The 15,939-nt window shown below is 45.5% G+C and carries 12 protein-coding genes; 11 read left to right on the top strand and 1 reads right to left on the bottom strand.

The features are described 5' to 3' along the window. Positions 1-60 precede the first annotated feature (60 nt). From PN836_RS08630 to PN836_RS08585, 10 genes are all read left to right on the top strand, one after another. The gene (locus PN836_RS08630; protein WP_395344837.1) at positions 61-1,572 is read left to right on the top strand and encodes a Fic family protein; all 1,512 of its coding nucleotides are present in this window, start codon (positions 61-63) and stop codon (positions 1,570-1,572) included. A 90-nt stretch (positions 1,573-1,662) separates the two neighbouring features. Beyond that, positions 1,663-2,250, top strand: a complete 588-nt coding sequence (locus PN836_RS08625) for a hypothetical protein (RefSeq protein ID WP_395344836.1) — start codon at positions 1,663-1,665, stop codon at positions 2,248-2,250. A 125-nt stretch (positions 2,251-2,375) separates the two neighbouring features. Next, complete coding sequence (locus PN836_RS08620; protein ID WP_395344835.1) at positions 2,376-3,296, top strand: ABC transporter ATP-binding protein; 921 nt, start codon at positions 2,376-2,378, stop codon at positions 3,294-3,296. Then, positions 3,293-4,048, top strand: coding sequence for an ABC transporter permease (locus PN836_RS08615; protein ID WP_395344834.1), 756 nt, complete (start codon positions 3,293-3,295; stop codon positions 4,046-4,048). The genes PN836_RS08620 and PN836_RS08615 overlap by 4 nt, the downstream gene beginning before the upstream one ends. Before the next feature lie 17 nt (positions 4,049-4,065). Then, the gene (locus tag PN836_RS08610) at positions 4,066-5,904 is read left to right on the top strand and encodes an amidohydrolase family protein (protein WP_395344833.1); all 1,839 of its coding nucleotides are present in this window, start codon (positions 4,066-4,068) and stop codon (positions 5,902-5,904) included. Between the two features lie 128 nt (positions 5,905-6,032). Next, positions 6,033-6,821, top strand: a complete 789-nt coding sequence (locus PN836_RS08605) for a BPSS1780 family membrane protein (protein ID WP_395344832.1) — start codon at positions 6,033-6,035, stop codon at positions 6,819-6,821. Positions 6,822-7,145: 324 nt separating this feature from the next. Further along, positions 7,146-9,008, top strand: a complete 1,863-nt coding sequence (locus tag PN836_RS08600) for a GNAT family N-acetyltransferase (RefSeq protein ID WP_395344831.1) — start codon at positions 7,146-7,148, stop codon at positions 9,006-9,008. Further along, positions 9,002-9,925 carry a histone deacetylase family protein gene (locus tag PN836_RS08595; RefSeq protein ID WP_395345559.1) on the top strand — a complete coding sequence of 308 codons (924 nt, stop codon included), beginning with the start codon at positions 9,002-9,004 and terminating at the stop codon, positions 9,923-9,925. The genes PN836_RS08600 and PN836_RS08595 overlap by 7 nt, the downstream gene beginning before the upstream one ends. Before the next feature lie 165 nt (positions 9,926-10,090). Continuing rightward, positions 10,091-11,143 (top strand): aldo/keto reductase, encoded by a 1,053-nt coding sequence (locus tag PN836_RS08590; protein ID WP_395344830.1) that lies wholly within the window; start codon positions 10,091-10,093, stop codon positions 11,141-11,143. A gap of 99 nt (positions 11,144-11,242) precedes the next feature. After that, positions 11,243-12,388: a Na/Pi symporter gene (locus PN836_RS08585; RefSeq protein WP_395344829.1), complete on the top strand. Its 1,146-nt coding sequence runs from the start codon at positions 11,243-11,245 to the stop codon at positions 12,386-12,388. A gap of 69 nt (positions 12,389-12,457) precedes the next feature. Here the strand turns inward: PN836_RS08585 and PN836_RS08580 are convergent, their stop codons facing one another. Next, a complete protein-coding gene (locus tag PN836_RS08580; protein WP_395345556.1) occupies positions 12,458-13,627 on the bottom strand; it encodes a DcaP family trimeric outer membrane transporter in 1,170 nt (389 codons plus the stop codon). Between the two features lie 335 nt (positions 13,628-13,962). Between PN836_RS08580 and acs the strand changes: the two genes are divergently transcribed. Continuing rightward, on the top strand, positions 13,963-15,906 hold the full coding sequence (gene acs, locus PN836_RS08575) for an acetate--CoA ligase (protein ID WP_395344828.1): 1,944 nt from the start codon (positions 13,963-13,965) through the stop codon (positions 15,904-15,906). Positions 15,907-15,939: the final 33 nt, after the last annotated feature.

Raw genomic sequence — 15,939 nt, 5'->3', positions numbered from 1 at the left:
TAAAACCTAGAGATAAAAATTTTAGTCTTATAAACTTTTCGAGTAGTAGTGGGCGCGAATATGAACGACATATCACAAAAACTAGCCGATTCGCTCGAGCAATTACAAGGGTTTCAGGAATCAGGTGTTGTTGCCATTCAGTCAAAGCAACTTAGCAGAGTGCATCGAGAGCGGCTGTTGAAGCATGGGTTTATTCGCGAAGTTATCCGGGGATGGTACATACCGGCGATGCCAGATGAAAAGTCAGGCGACAGCACATCTTGGTATACCTCTTTTTGGGGCTTCTGTGCTGCCTACTTGTCTGAACGGTTCGAGAATTCCTGGTGCCTATCACCTGAGCAGTCACTTAGTCTGCATATCGGCGATAGAACGGTACCTCAGCAATTGCTCGTGCGCTCGCCCAAAGGTAATAATAAACCTACTGCCTTTCTGCACAACACCTCGATTTTTGATGTCAGGTTAAACATGCCCGCCGCAGAACACATTAAAAACCTAGAAGGGCTCAATGTTTATAGCTTAGCAGCAGCGCTTGTTCATTCTTCGGCGAACCAGTTTCAAAATGCTCCCATCCAGATGCGTACCGCTTTATCGATGGTAACAGATGCATCCGATGTATTGTCCGTTTTACTCACAGGAAATCATAGTGTGATTGCCGGCCGATTAGCGGGGGCTTTTAGAAATATTGGACGAGACCTTATTGCAGATAATATCTTAAAAGGCATGAAAGCGGCCGATTTTAAAGTGCAAGAAGAAGACCCTTTCGCAGAGAAGACGCAAGTTAACTTTGGTAGTCGTGATATGTCGCCCTATGTTAATCGCATTCGGTTCATGTGGGCGCAAATGCGTGAAAGCGTTACCTCGCATTTCCCTGAGAAAATACAGCAAAGCGTCGACATCGAAACCTATATGGCCGAAGTGGAAGACAAATACGTTACAGACGCCTACCACTCACTGTCCATTGAAGGTTATCGAGTGACTCGCGAATTGATTGAACTGGTTCGCTCTGGCAACTGGCAAGCTGAAGGTTTAGACGAGAGTAAAAAACACTTAGATGCCATGGCTGCTAGAGGCTACTGGGATGCGTTTCAGGAAGTCAAAAAAGCCGTGTTAGCAGTATTAGAAGGTAAGAACCCAGGCGACGTATTGGAACAGACGCACAGTGATTGGTATCTCGCCTTATTTGGCCCAAGTGTGGCCGCCGGAATTGTGAAACAATCGGACTTGGCCGGTTATCGCTCAGAGCCTGTTTATATTCGACAGTCTATGCATACTCCCCCTAATCGAGAAGCGGTTCGCGATATGATGCCGACACTCTTCGACTTACTCGCAGAAGAGGAGAATGCAGCAGTCAAAGTGGTACTGGGGCACTTTATGTTCGTCTATATCCACCCTTACTTTGATGGCAACGGCAGAATGGGCCGGTTCATTATGAATCTAATGATGGCCTCAGGTGGTTATCCTTGGACAATCGTACCCGTCGAACGAAAAGATGAATACATGCAAGCATTGGAAGCGGCCAGTGTTGGGCAAGACATTGTGCCGTTTACAAAGTTTCTAGCCTCGTTACTTTAGATTTCTTGGGCTCTTTAAAAGTCTGAAGTTTTCCGCTATTGAAGGATCGTAAAGCCTCATCGCATAGCCTTTCTACTGACGGGTGCAGCAGTGCTTGGCGCTTCGATAACGCTAGTCAGTGCGCTACTGTCTCCCGCTGCGCATGCTCAAACTGAAGTGAAGCTTGGCGACAAAAAGACGCGACGAACACCCGCATTGCGTGCCCGAGTCTATGAGCAGCTCGCGCGAGCGCAGGCGGCAGGCGATGCAGGCAATATAGAAGAAGCGATTGAAATATTAGATATCGTAAAATCTAAACAAAGCAGTATGAATAGCTATGAACGTGCCAAAGAAGATAAGAAAGCCGTGCCGGTCATGCAGATGGCAGCAGAGCTGTCTGACGACGGTGAAATTGATGCTCAACTCGCGCTTTTACATTTTAACTTAGAAGAGTACGAGCAAGCCATTGCATCTGCCAATACGGCGCTCGAAAAGGGTGGCTTAGACAACGCTGGCAATACGCACATGGTGCTTGGACTGGCCCTGTACAACACCCGTCAGTTTGCTTTGGCGCTCGACGAGCTTGCAAAAGCCGAATCCTTCAGCGGCAGTAGAGCCGCAGCGCGCCAGTGGACTCGGTATGTGGAGCGTGAGAAATCCGACTTTGCAGCGCGCCAAGCAATTAACGCTGATTCGTAAGTCCTAAGGTCATCAACTGTCAATTGTCATCGTAAATTGGTGACTTTTGTCACTTGTTGATTGACTTGATTTATTTGAATATACGTTCATGTATTCAGCCGATGCACTTTGTGCAGGAATGAACAATGAGCGTGCAACACACGAGTTTAAAAGCTCAGAATCTTAAAAAGTCCTATGGCGAGGTTCACGCCATTCAGGATATTTGTTTTGCTATAAATCGCGGTGGTGTGGTGGCTGTTTTAGGGCAAAACGGTGCAGGAAAAACGTCGCTAATTAAATGTGCCTTAGGCCTTGAAAAAGTCAGTTCAGGTCAACTTGTTACGATGGGGCATAAGCCCGGTAGTATGGCTGCAAAACAACAAATAGGCGTTATTTTGCAGGATACTGATTTGCCCGATACGTTAACGGTAGAGGAACAAATCGAACTTTTTGCAAGCTACTATCCCACGCCACTGTCTGTAGAAGAAACCATCAGCATCTGCGAGTTACGTGAATTTGCGCACAAGCGCTATAAGCAGCTTTCGGGTGGGCAAAAGCGCAGAGTGCAGTTTGCGCTTGCTATTGTGGGAGACCCTCAGCTTATCTTTCTTGATGAACCCACAACGGGCCTTGATATTGACGCGCGACGAAACCTATGGACCGTTATTAGAGACTTCGCCAATCGCGGTAAAACAGTAGTGCTCACAACACATTACTTAGAAGAGGCGGATAATTTAGCCGACCGCATTATCGTGCTAAATCAAGGAAATATTGTGGCCGATACCACACCCGAAAAGCTTCATCGCCAAGCAAGCGGCACGGTCATACGTTGTCAAACAAAGCTCACTCCCCCCCAACTTAATAACTTGCCTGAAGTGAGCGAAATCGGAAGACATGGACGTATGTGCGAAATACGCAGTGCGAATGCGAACGTCACACTCCTTGAGCTTTTGAAGCTTGATCCACTTCTTAAAAATCTCAGTGTGAGCGAACCAAAATTAGAAGATATTTTTAGCCAGCTTACGGGCAAGGTATCTCTGGAAACACAAAGTGGAGAAGCCGCATGAGTCGTATCTTTACTTCATTTTCCTTAGAGGCGGGTGCCGAATTATTAAAAGCCTTTCGCGCACCTGAATTCATTCTCCCCACTATCGGCATGCCGGTAGCTTTTTACGCTTTATTCGCAATTGTTTTACCAAACCCTGGGGCGGGTGGCGTTAATCAGGCAGCCTATATGTTAGCAACCTACGGCATTTTTGCGGTAATGGGGCCCGCTATATTTGGCTTTGGTATTAGCGTAGCGAACGAACGCGACAAAGGTTGGTTATCGCTAAAGCGCGCAGCGCCAAGCCGTGGTATGAATTACATTGCTGCTAAAGTATGCAGCACTATGATCTTTGCCAGTATTTCACTCGCAGTTGTCTATCTAGTCGCGGGATTTGCTGCAGGTGTGACACTGCCGACAAAAACATGGGCACTGCTACTGATGGTGCACATAGCGGCAATATTTCCCTTTATTTTGTTTGGTCTTACCATTGGTTTTTTGTGCAATGCAAATGCTGCCGTTGCCATCTCCAACATCTTCTTTTTGGCCTTTGCAGCCCTTGGGGGCTTATGGATACCCGTGATGGTATTTCCAGCTGGCCTTCAGAGCTTCGCACAATTTTTGCCCAGCTATCATTTAAGCGAAATTGCGCTTATAGCTTCGGGCGCTCCCGGTGAAAGAGAGCTGAGCTATCATCTTATGCTTATCTCAATTATTACCACCTTGTTTTTAACCATGACTATTTTCGCATGGAATAAGCAGCGAAACGCATAATATCAAGGAGTAAGAACATGATTCGCTATATCTTCCCAATATCAAGCGCGGTGGTTTTGATAAGTCTTGTACTGTTGATATTTGTGCTACCCACTGATACTCAATCAACAGATGAAGCCCTATTGAATACAAACAACACCAGCAATAGCTTTGTGCTTAAAAATGTAAAGGTCTTTCAAGATGTGGGTTTTCAGCAACTTCAGGATCTACGCGTTAACGATGGTTTTATTGTCGAGATTGGCCATAACCTGAGCGTAGACGAACAAGAACATATTATTGACGGAAATGCGCGCTATGTATTACCCGGATTAATCGACGCTCACACGCATTCCTACGGAAGCGCATTGAGCGATGCGCTGCGTTTCGGCGTGACTACCCAGTTAGATATGTTTACGGACGAAACGATGATGTTCGATGTCATCGACAATCGTAATATGATCAGTAAAACCGACAAAACTGATTTATATAGTTCAGGCATGATGGCCACAGTTGAGGGAGGACATGGCACACAATATGGCATTGCAATTGATACGATAGACAGTCTGGACGACATCCCTAGCTGGATCAGTGCGCGAAAATCAAAGGGCGCAGACTACATTAAAATCGTTTATATGCCCTACCAAAACTCTCTACCGAGTCTGGATAAGACGACTGCGACTGCGCTCATCGAAGAAGCGCAACGCCAAGATATGCTGGCCCTGGCTCATATTTCTTCTCAAGCTGCAGCGAAAGATATGATTGAAGCTGGCATTAATGGCCTCGTTCATATATTTGCAGATAGCCTCGCAGAGAAAGAGCTAGTGATAAAAGCAAAACAAAATAAGGTATTTATTATTCCTACTTTAGCGGTGATTGCTTCAGTTTCAGGGCATAACAGTTTTGCAAACGTTGAGCACAGCTCAGAGCTGAATTCACTTCTTTCTCCCATGCAGAAACAGAGTCTATTAGGTGACTTTGGTTTTTCTTCTAACGCATTTAGTCTTGAACTAGCGAAGCAAAACGTAGCCAAATTTCATGCAGGGGGAGTAAAGATTGTAGCGGGGTCTGATGCGCCTAACCCGGGTACGGCTTTTGGCATATCTCTGCATCATGAGATGCAACTGCTAAGCGAGTCCGGTTTGAGCAATGCAGAGGTGTTACAAGCGGCAACACGCGTCCCTGCCTCACTTTTTTCTATTGCAGATAAAGGCAGAATTGCAAGTGGTATGCGGGCTGACTTGGTGTTGTTGAATCAAAATCCAAACGAAAACATAAAACATTCAAACGATATTTATCAGATCTATAAAAACGGCTTTGAGGTAAGGCGTTCAATTGACGCTGAACAGACCTCTGGCAAAAGATTGAGTAATGGCATTTTGGGCGATTTTGATTCCGACGATACACCCTTCTCAATTTACGACCCTACTGTAGAAGACTTTATTTGGAGTCATTCAGATGACCGGATCGCTAACGGTCAATCTAAGGCATCTATAGAGGTGGTGTATGATGACCAGCAACAAAGTCATGTTCTAAAAGTGTCCGCGAATGTCAATGCAGGCTTCGCATTTCCATGGGCAGGTGCCGCCATAGGCGATTTTATTCCTCCAATAGTCGGTTTAGATATCTCATCGTATTCTGCCTTAGCTTTTAAAGTAAAAGGGAGCGAAGGACAATATCGAGTGATGGCCTTTAGTGCCACACAAGCAGGGGTGCCACCAACCGTCAATTTTACCGTTAGCGAGCAGTGGGAATCGGTTGAAATTTCGCTGTCAGATTTCGGTGGTTTAGATATCAGTTCGTTTTCTGGTTTTGCCATAGTTGCTGGCCCACAAGCAAATGATCACACTTTTTATATAGATAGTGTGCAAGTAAAATAGCAGCTTGTGCGGGCAGAATTACATTAACTTGCCTACAAAAACATGCTAGCGTAAGAATGTGCTAACAAAGAGCATGGATTTTTTTAAACACAGAAACAACACTCAAACGACATAAAAAGGAAGATGTCATGGAAAATGAAAACGCTTATCAAGCGCCGGAGTCTGACTTGCAAGTAGAGCAGACAGGCCAGTACCTTGCTGAATATATTGGGCCTACGTCCCGGCCATTCTCAAATCTGTTTTCTTGGATTAAAGAAGGTTTTGAGTTATTCAAAGCCTCTCCGTGGCAGTGGATCATCATATTGATCGTTGGCGCGGTAATTATGATCGGCGCACAGTTTGTGCCCATCGTTGGGTCTATTGCAGTGATGCTCACTTCCTATGTATGGCTTGGCGGCTTAATGATCGGTTGTCAGGCTATTAGGAACGGTGAAGCCCTCTCCTTGAGCCATTTGTTCGCTGGTTTTAAGCAAAAATTTGTACCACTTTTTGTATTAACGCTCATCTATATGGCGGTGTCTCTAGCGATAATGGGAGCTTTAGTAGGCTCACTTGCTTTTAGTGCGTTTACTGGACAAGAAATTGATCCTGAAATGGCGATGTCTTCAAGCTATTGGATGTCGATGCTGCTAGCCTTCGTGATTATGATCCCGCTGCTCATGGCCCTATGGTTCGCGCCAGTGCTTATAGTTAGTCAAGATATGCCAGTCATTGAAGCGATGAAAGCGAGCTTTTCGGGGGCGTTGAAAAACATCTTTTCGCTCATCGTGTTCGGACTCATAATGGCACTCTTATATGTGGTCTCTGCCCTGCCGCTTCTGCTTGGTCTTTTGGTGTTCTTCCCTACGTTCTTTGGTGCAGTATTTGCCTCATATGAAGACGTATTTACACGTGTAAAGCATGAAGAAGCGGTTTGAAATTTTTGCAGATAGCTAAGCATCTTACGGGCTAACTGTTTTTGTTGTGACAATCATTTAAGTAATGCACCAATAGCGCCTATGCATTGGTGCATTTAAAGATTTGTCTCTAACTCTGCTCAGCAGATCAGCCTGTCCGCCTTCACATTTAACGCAGTACTAAAGTCAAAACGGCAATAGTAAACGATTATTAAGCGCGTTCTCACTGTCGATAAAATGCTGACAATTTAAATATGAATGACTTTAAGACTTTAGCGTTAGATCAATGTTTTGCTTGCAAAGCCTTGGTAGTCTGTGATTATTCTCTAACAGCATTTTACGAGCATGCAGTCTTTAAAATCGCAATTTAATAACGCAGTAGATTGGGAAGGTCTGATTCAATCGGGAAACCGACTTTTTATCGGGTCAAACGCGGCTGTGCCCAATGCCCTCATTGACAGTTTAATTGATGATGCGCGAGAGATAAAAGATCTCGAATTAGTCCACATAGTTACCGTGTCGGATAATAAATGGGCTGAGCCTCAATACAAACATCGATTTAAAGTAAATACCTTCTTTATTCATGGCGATACGGTAAGGAAGGCGGTTGAAGAGGGGCGAGCCGATTACACACCGTGCTTCTTATCAGAGATTTCTGGCTTATTCAGCGATGAAACGCTACCACTAGATGCCGCACTTATTATGGTGTCTCCACCTGATGAATTAGGGTATTGTTCCTTAGGCGTTTCCGTTGATATTGTCATGTCGGCAGCGCGAAGTGCTAAACATATCATTGCGCAAATTAACCCAGACATGCCACGCACGGCTGGGCATTCATTTTTGCATATAAGTGAGTTTAGCGCGTGTATTGAGCACACTCAGCCTATTCCAGAACTTGCCACAGCCCCTCAACATGCAGACTCTCACGGCGTGACTGAACGTATCGGACAATACGTTGCTATGCTGGTTGAAGATGGCGCAACGCTTCAGCTTGGCATCGGGAAGGTGCCTGATGCTGTGACACATTACTTGCATACACACAAAAACTTAGGCGTGCACTCTGAAATGATTAGTGATGGTGTCATGGAGCTTATGCAAAGAGGCGTTATCAACAATCGTAAAAAGACCTTTCATCCGGGCAAGACGGTCACCAGTTTTTGTATAGGCTCTAAGCGCCTGTATCAGTTTATACATAACAACCCTCATGTAGAGTTTTATCCTAGCTCTTACGTAAATAAACCAGCCAATATCGCAAAAAATGACATGATGGTGTCAATTAACAGTGCCTTGGAAGTGGATTTGAGCGGGCAAGTTGTTGCGGACTCTATCGGTCATCAGTTTTATAGCGGCATCGGTGGGCAAGTTGATTTTGTATCGGGTTCATCCAAAAGTAAACGAGGAAAACCCATTATTGCCATGCCTTCTACTGCAAAAGGCGGCACTATCTCGCGCATTGTAGCCAATATGAGCCAAGGTGCTGGCGTAGTTACCTCAAGAGGCAACGTACACTATGTGGTAACCGAGTTTGGCATTGCCAGCCTCAAAGGAAAGAGCATACGTGAACGCGCGCTTGAACTTATTCGTGTTGCTCATCCTAAGTTTAGAGACGACCTGCTCAGCACCATCCGAAAGCATGTTTGGGTGCCGGACTATCAAAAACAGTCCCCGACTGATATTCCTGAGCTGGGTGATGTGCAAATAATACGCTTGCCCATTAAGGGAGAAACATTTTACTTACGCCCTTTAAATCCGTCGGATGAGCGGCGCTTGCAAGAGTTCTTTTATTCGCACACTAAAGAGACCGTTCGATTGCGTTACAACTATATTCCTCAAGGCATGACCCGTGAAAAATCCTGTGATTTGGTGAGCGTTGATCAAAGTAAAGATATTGCCCTAACCATCGTAAAGCAAGAGGGCTCAAAAGCGATTATTGAAGCAGTTGGGCGATACTATCTATATCCTGAGGAGAATATTTGTGAAGTCGCCTTTGTTACCCGTGAAAACCATCAAGGCAAGGGCATGGCAAAAATACTGCTCAAGCAGATGATTGAAATAGCGCAAGCCAGAGGGTTGACAAAAATGTTCGCCATTGTGAAATCTGAAAACAAGCCGATGATTTCTGTGTTTGAACACTATGAGTTCAAGCGCGTGTTCAATCCAGATCCGGGCGAAATAGAGCTGATTCGCCATTTAAAGGAGTCATCATGATCACCATAATTGGCAGCCCCAGCTGTGCGTTACATAATATGGACCCGGACCATCCTGAGCACCCATCGCGCATGCATGTCATTAATGACCAAATCATGTCTTCCGGTTTAGAACTGGTGGTGCGCTTTAGTGATGCAAAACCTGCGCATTTTGACCAGCTGTTAGATGCGCATGATAAAGATTTTGTTCAGAACATTTTTGATAAAGCGCCTTGTGAGCCAGAGGACCGAGTTTGGATAGATGATGACACCATCATGATGCAGCACACCTTAAATGCAGCGTTGATGGGAGCAGGCTCGGGTATCATGGCTGTAGACATGGTAGTCGCAAATGAAACACAAAGTGCGTTTTGTCTTGTGCGGCCGCCCGGTCACCATGCTGGGCATGCCAGCTCATCCGGTTTTTGTTTGTTTAACAATATCGCAATTGCTGCTTTGCACGCACTGGAGCATCGTGGTTTTGAGCGAGTCGCAATAATTGATTTTGATGTGCACCATGGCAACGGTACCGAGGATATATTTCAAGACGACGATCGAGTAATGTTTTGCTCGTCATTTCAACATCCCTTTTATCCCTTTTCAGGCGATGGCCCGACACGCTCGGGCATTATTAACGTTCCAATTCCCGCTGGGACTCAGGGTCCAAAATATCGGGAAATGGTGAATCACTGGTGGCAAGCATTAGACGAATTCGCCCCTCAGCTGATTTTTATCTCAGCCGGTTTTGATGCGCATGCAGAAGACGAACTAGGACACTTGCGTTTAGTTGAAGCTGATTACCAATGGGTAACAGAGCAAATTAAGCGCATTGCCGATAAGCATTGTGAAGGGAAAATCGTTTCCATGCTTGAGGGTGGTTATGCGCTTAGTGCACTGGGACGAAGTGTCGTGTCGCATATCAAAAGCTTATTGGGATAAGGGGTTTAGTCGGTTCTGGCCAGATAACTAAGTTTACTAACCTTGAGTGATTGCTGTAGGTTGACGTACACCGACCTTATTATGTATGACATAAAGTTTCGCACTTTTTCTCATTCATTAGCGTAAAGACATTACCAAAATTCTACATTTTGTCTGGAGTAATTAATGCAGTTCTCATCATTAGGCCGTTCGGGCTTGAATGTATCGCGCGTGTGTCTTGGCAGCATGACTTGGGGAATCCAAAATACCCAACAGGACGCTGATGAACAAATTGAGTATGCGCTTTCTCGTGGTATAAATTTTATTGATACGGCTGAGATGTATCCTATTCCACCCAATGATAAAACCTACGGAGATACAGAAAGAATCATCGGGGATTGGTTTAGTCGCAGTTCATACAAACGAGAAGACTTGGTCATCGCCTCCAAAATTGCAGGCCCATCACTTGCCTATATTCGCGGTGGGGCGTTTATCTCTGAACAAAGCATTGCGCATGCGATTGACGCCTCTCTTGAGCGTTTAAAAATGGATTATATCGATGTTTACCAGCTTCACTGGCCCAACCGCTCTACCTCTCACTTCGGGCGTCATTGGCCGAATGTAATTAAGCCGACTAAAACCAATACGACAGAAGAGGTCAAGCGCAAGCGTGGCATACTGACGGCGCTTGGCGCTGCAATTGAGTCTGGCAAAATAAAGCATTGGGCGCTTTCAGACGACACACCTTGGGGCATACACACCTACCTTCGTTTGTGTGATGAAATGAGTATCCCTCGACCGGTATCGATTCAAAACGAATTTAATCTTCTGCACCTAAAGGACTGGCCATATCTCATCGAAAGCTGCGTATTTGAAGAGGTAGCTTACCTTCCTTGGTCACCTTTAGCGGGTGGTTTGCTATCGGGTAAGTATCGCAATGGCGAGCGACCAAAAGGCAGCCGATTTACTTTTGTGCAGCGAAACGGCATGTTCAGAGACACCGAACAATCGCAAATGGCGGTTGAAGCCTATTGTGATCTTGCACAAAAGCACGACATGACACCTAGTCAACTTGCTTTAGCCTGGTGTGACCAAGTTGATGGCGTTTGTTCTACAATAATCGGCGCGACGACCATGGCGCAGCTAAAAGAAGACATAGATGCCTTCGACATTAGCTTATCCGAAGTATGTATCGACGAAATAAATGCTCTTATCAAACAATATCCTGCGGCGTTTTAACCAAGATCTCCTTTATAGCGTGTTTATTTTAATAAAACTGACACATTTTAAGTGTATCAATGCCACTGGATAATAGCGTCGGTTTTTACAGGAAATTTTATGTCTCAGCCTTTGCCTGATGCAAGCGCATTGCAAGCGTGGCCTAAGTCACTTCGATGGTCACTTTTAGTAGTACTTATCTTTGCGATGCTTACCGCAGTCAGTTTGATTGGCGGTGGATTTAAGGCCGCGACTGAAGAACATGCGCGTACCTTGTTTGAATTTGCCTCCAATCCATTTATGGGCTTAATTATCGGCATGGTTGCCACCTCGCTCATTCAGTCTTCAAGCACCGTTTCATCCATTATTGTTGCAATGGTGGCAGGTGGCCTACCCATCCATATTGCGATACCGATGATGATGGGTGCGAACATAGGCACGAGCATTACCAACACCATTGTGAGTTTAGGCCATATTGGCGATAAACAAGAGTTTCAGCGTGCATTTAATGCCGCCACCGTCCATGATTTTTTCAATATCTTTGCCGTGATGATATTTTTGCCTCTTGAGATCATGTTCGGATTGTTGGAATCGTTAAGTGCGGCGCTTGTGTCTTTATTCACGCTCTCAAGTGCTACAGATGTGGGCTTTATAAATCCGGTTAAATTAGTGACTGGTCCGCTTGTTGACGGCGTGAAGATAATGACATCAACCTTACCGCAAGTGTACGATGGCATTGCTAGGGTCACGATTGGTCTCGCCCTGATTATTCTATCTATCACATGGATGGGTAAAATAATGAAATCTTTAATGGTAGGGCGCGCGCGTCAAATTTTAGAAAAGAGTTTAGGTGGCCGGTCGGTATCAGGTATTGCATCTGGCACGGTAGTCACGGTTTTGGTTCAATCAAGCTCAACGACAACGTCTTTAATCGTGCCCTTAGTTGGCAACGGTATTGTCACTGCTCGTTCAATTTACCCTTTCACTTTAGGTGCAAATGTGGGGACGTGTATTACTGCTATTATTGCTGCTCTCTCCATTAGTGGACCAAACGCAGGTTTGGCGCTACAAATCGCTTTTGTACATTTTTGCTATAACATACTTGCAGTCGCACTTATCTATGGACTTGCATTTTTGCGCGAGTGGCCGCCTAATTTGTCGTATCAACTTTCATTGAAAGTAGCGGAACAAAAAGCCTATGGACTTGCATACATTGTCGGCGTGTTTTTTTTAATCCCCTTATCTGCCATTTTTATTATGCGTTAAAGTGTTCTTGCTCGTTGAAGCAAAAAAAAGCTGGCGTAAGCCAGCTAAAGGTTGGAAGAGGCGCGTTGATTAAAACGCGTATTTTAAAGAAACCTGAAGACGGTTCATATCGCCATCATTGCCATTGGCTAATTCACGTTTGGCAAAAGCATATTCCCCACCCACGGATATCTTTGCGGTGGGTTGATAAATCAGGTTAGCCCTGACGCTGTAGGTGGTTTCAGTGGAAGCTGCACTTAAAAGGTTGGTATCTATGTCGGCATCAAACGCAGAGTAGGTAAAATTACTGCGCATTTTCTTGTTCCACACATGTCTGTATGCAATGCTGTAGCCCATTGAATCAATTGCTTCAATTTCATTGGTATCCAAATTAACAACAGCACCGTTTGCCGCATTAAGTGCAATGTAGCGACCTAAGCCAGATCCAGTGTTAAACGCGATGCGAATATCATTGTGTTTTCCAAGCTTAATTTTACTGGTCAAACTTATCCCGTAAGCGGCTTCTGTGCTATCAATTGCTGCGCCGTCATCATAAGACAATTGGCGAGCTTGGGCTGCAACGGCAAAGTGACCCCAGTCGGCAGAATGTGTGTAGCGAACCACTGCATCAGGTAGTGGGTTGTCATCTGCGATGATCCGGCCGCCGTTTGGTCCAGGCGTGACGGTGGTTTCTGGGTTTTCCAAAGCAAACTCCCATGCACCAGATTGATAACGAACGAGGGGCTGACGGTCGAATATTGTTCCATCAGTGGTTCCGATAAAATCTAATGTCTCAGGCAGCACTCGCACATCCATGAACGTTGACCAAGTTTGTCCTACCGTCCAGTTTTTGTATTTTACAAAGGCGTGGCGAATGCGTGGTGTAAAGGAGTTGCTGATCCTATCATCACCGGCAGGTGTGACCATCATGTCAAACTCCAGTACGCCAATAATGGTGTCACCTTCTTCTGTAGGAGTGGTAGTGGTAAATCGGAAACGAGACTGACGAATATGTGAGTCAAATTGCGTACCTTCATCTACGCCGCCTACTGGTGTGAGGCTGGGCACATAAAAGTCGCGACCAATATTCTTAGTGGGCAGCGTACCATCGGAGTAATTACTCGCGATAGCGTCCGCCTTAATATAACCTGAAAATTTGACCGTCGTATCACCAATGGTCGCAGCGTGGCTAGCTGCACTTGCAAGCCCTAAACCTAGGCTTAACGCAATTGCTCCAGCAGTTTTTGTCTTTGTCATCATCATAGGTGTATCCCATTCTCGTCGTTGAGTGTTTGTCTTTTGGCTCACTTGGTAACAAGCCTGTTAAGAAATAGTTAAGTGGGATACATTTTTATGTAAATGTGGCGGCTTTAAAATTAGCGCATGGTCTATGAGACTATGGTTGTATTTTCCCAGCAAATACAGGGGATTAGTTTGAGCTAAATCAGGTTTTTGTTTTACTTGCCCTATGTTAATGGCGCGTTAATACCAAAGTAGCATTTTTGTTTTTACTAAGAGGTTTATTGTTGTTCGTGCAATTAATAAGATTCAAAACCCAATATTGGGTGAAACAGCATTTCACGGAGGCAGAACCAATGAGTGCCAAAACATATCCAGTGCCAGAGTCACTGTTACAAAATCCACACTGTAGCAACGAAGCATATCAAGCCATGTATGACGCGTCGGTTGCTGATCCAGAAGCATTTTGGCGTGACCAGCTCGGCGAGCTAGACTGGTACAAAACGCCTACGATTATTAAAAACACGAGTTTTAGTCAGTCCGATTGCGATATCAAATGGTTTGAGGATGGTGAGCTTAACGCCAGCTACAACTGCATTGACAGGCACCTAGAGAAAAACGCAAAGAAAACCGCCATTTTATGGGAAGGGGATTCTCCAGAGGATTCTGAAAAAGTGACTTACCAGCAGCTTCACTATGAAGTATGCAAGTTAGCCAATGGTTTAAAGAAGCTTGGCGTTAAAAAAGGAGATAGGGTCGCAATTTATATGCCTATGATTCCCCATGCGGCGTATGCGATGTTGGCCTGTGCTCGCATAGGCGCGGTGCATTCTGTTATCTTTGGTGGTTTTTCTCCCAATGCAATTGCCGATCGCATAAATAACAGTGATGCCAAGGTTGTGATTACCGCGGATCAAGGCCGCCGCGCAGGTCGAAGCGTGCCGCTAAAAGCGAATGTGGATGAGGCCATTGCCAATGGCGCATGCCCCTCAGTTACGGCAGTTGTGACGCATAAACTCACCGGTGGTGATATCGCATTTGATAGCAAGGTGGACGTATGGTGGCATGAGCTTATTGATGATTGCTCAGCGCAGTGCGAACCTGAGGTGATGAATGCCGAAGACCCACTATTCATTCTGTATACTTCGGGTTCAACCGGTCAACCTAAAGGAGTGGTGCACACCACGGGCGGCTACTTGCTGTATACATCAATGACCTTTAAGTATGCCTTTGATTATAAGGATGATGATGTTTATTGGTGTACCGCAGATGTAGGCTGGATCACAGGTCACAGCTACATGACCTACGGACCGCTTGCAGTAGGCGCAACCCAAGTGTTCTTCGAGGGTGTACCCACCTATCCAGATGTTCGTAGAATTGCGCAAATCGTTGAAAAGTATCAAGTAAATAGCCTCTACACCGCACCAACCGCAATCAGATCATTAATGGCGCACGGTGAAAAACCTGTCGAGGGCTGTGATTTATCCTCTTTGAGAATCTTAGGCTCTGTGGGCGAACCAATTAACCCTGAAGCTTGGGAATGGTATTACCGTGTAATTGGTCAAGGGCGTTGTCCGATTATTGATTCATGGTGGCAAACGGAAACAGGGGGCATGATGATTGCGCCTCTACCGTGTGCAACTGCGCTTAAGCCTGGGAGCGCAACGCGCCCCTTATTTGGTGTGCAACCCGCTTTATTTGATGCAGAAGGCACAGAGCTTGAAGGCGCGACAGAAGGTAACTTAGTCATAAAAGATAGCTGGCCGTCTCAAGCGCGAACAGTATACGGTGACCATAAACGCTTTATTGAGACCTATTTTAGCGCTTATCCTGATGTCTATTTTACGGGAGACGGGGCGCGACGTGACGAAGACGGGTATTACTGGATCACCGGCCGAGTGGATGATGTGCTTAATGTGTCAGGTCACAGGCTTGGCACGGCTGAAATTGAATCTGCGCTGGTTGCACATTCAGTCATAGCAGAGGCGGCAGTGGTTGGCTTCCCGCATGATATCAAAGGTCAAGGTATTTACGTTTACATCACTCCGCTTGAGGGTGTTGAGGCAAACGATGAATTAACCAAAGAAATCAGAGCGTGGGTTAGAAAAGAGTTAAGCCCCATAGCGACACCTGACTTAATTCAATGGACACGCGGTTTACCGAAAACTCGCTCTGGTAAAATTATGCGCCGTATACTGCGTAAAATTGCTGCTAATGAGTATGAGCAGCTTGGCGATACGTCGACACTAGCGGATCCATCGGTTGTTGATTCACTTATCGATGAGCGCTTGAACCGATAGTGGTTAGCTATTGGGACTGAAAAGGGGGGGCGT

Origin of the sequence: Ningiella algicola (assembly GCF_028401415.2) — a bacterium.
Taxonomy (GTDB): domain Bacteria; phylum Pseudomonadota; class Gammaproteobacteria; order Enterobacterales; family Alteromonadaceae; genus Glaciecola.
The sequence above is the reverse complement of the archived record's forward strand: the minus strand, read 5'-3'. Positions and strand labels throughout refer to the sequence as shown.

Coding starts and splice junctions, on each gene's coding strand:
- PN836_RS08630 (WP_395344837.1), top strand. CDS start 61: ATGAACGACATATCACAAAAACTAGCCGATTCGCTCGAGCAATTACAA.
- PN836_RS08620 (WP_395344835.1), top strand. CDS start 2,376: ATGAGCGTGCAACACACGAGTTTAAAAGCTCAGAATCTTAAAAAGTCC.
- PN836_RS08615 (WP_395344834.1), top strand. CDS start 3,293: ATGAGTCGTATCTTTACTTCATTTTCCTTAGAGGCGGGTGCCGAATTA.
- PN836_RS08610 (WP_395344833.1), top strand. CDS start 4,066: ATGATTCGCTATATCTTCCCAATATCAAGCGCGGTGGTTTTGATAAGT.
- PN836_RS08605 (WP_395344832.1), top strand. CDS start 6,033: ATGGAAAATGAAAACGCTTATCAAGCGCCGGAGTCTGACTTGCAAGTA.
- PN836_RS08600 (WP_395344831.1), top strand. CDS start 7,146: ATGCAGTCTTTAAAATCGCAATTTAATAACGCAGTAGATTGGGAAGGT.
- PN836_RS08590 (WP_395344830.1), top strand. CDS start 10,091: ATGCAGTTCTCATCATTAGGCCGTTCGGGCTTGAATGTATCGCGCGTG.
- PN836_RS08585 (WP_395344829.1), top strand. CDS start 11,243: ATGTCTCAGCCTTTGCCTGATGCAAGCGCATTGCAAGCGTGGCCTAAG.
- PN836_RS08580 (WP_395345556.1), bottom strand. CDS start 13,627: ATGATGACAAAGACAAAAACTGCTGGAGCAATTGCGTTAAGCCTAGGT.
- acs (WP_395344828.1), top strand. CDS start 13,963: ATGAGTGCCAAAACATATCCAGTGCCAGAGTCACTGTTACAAAATCCA.